Origin of the sequence: Streptomyces sp. YS-3, from assembly GCF_045257485.1 — a bacterium.
Classification (GTDB): Bacteria; Actinomycetota; Actinomycetes; order Streptomycetales; family Streptomycetaceae; genus Streptomyces.
The window spans coordinates 1-694 of record NZ_JBJHPC010001158.1; the positions used below are offsets into that span (position 1 = coordinate 1).

Consider the following 694-nt stretch of genomic DNA (forward strand, 5'->3'; position numbering starts at 1 on the left):
GCCGCGCAGACAGGAGGCGTGGCAGGCCAGCCAGCGGCCACCCCTGCTGCGCACCCGTACCCGCGCCACGCCCTTGTCCCAGCCCGCCGCGATGGCCCGCGAACTCCTGGACGACCTGCTGCCGGGCCCCTCGACCCCGACCCCGCTGGGGGTGTCGGTCCCGGCCTGGATGCACAGCACGGCGAGCAAGGCGCGGGCCATCGCGGCGGGCTGGGACAAGGGCGTGGCGCGGGTACGGGTGCGCAGCAGGGGTGGCCGCTGGCTGGCCTGCCACGCCTCCTGTCTGCGCGGCGCGGACGGCGAGCTGGGCGCCTCGGCGGTGGTGATCGAGCGCGCCTCGATCTCGGAGGTGGCCCCGCTGATGGTGAAGGCGTACGAACTGACCGACCGCGAACTGGAGATCACCCAGCACATCGCGCGCGGTCTGGGCACCGCGGAGATGGCCGGGAAACTGTTCCTGTCGCCGCACACGGTCCGGGACCATGTGAAGGCGATCTTCGAGAAGGTCCGGGTGTCCAGCCGCGGCGAACTGGTGGCGAAGCTGTTCACCGAGCACTACGCGCCGCTGGGGGAGGAGTCGGAGCAGCGGGTGTGGGGGTGAGGGGAGGCCGGTCCCGCCGGCCGCCACGCCCGCGGGGGCGCGTGCCGGACCTCCGGCCGCCGGATCCCCATGACTCCCCCCTTCCGCCTCCAC

At 74.2% G+C, this 694-nt stretch carries 1 protein-coding gene; it reads left to right on the forward strand.

The annotated features are described in order from the left end of the window. Positions 1-601 (forward strand): LuxR C-terminal-related transcriptional regulator (locus tag ACJA3G_RS38075; protein WP_406557559.1); only part of this gene is annotated, 601 nt, incomplete at its 5' end. Positions 602-694: the final 93 nt, after the last annotated feature.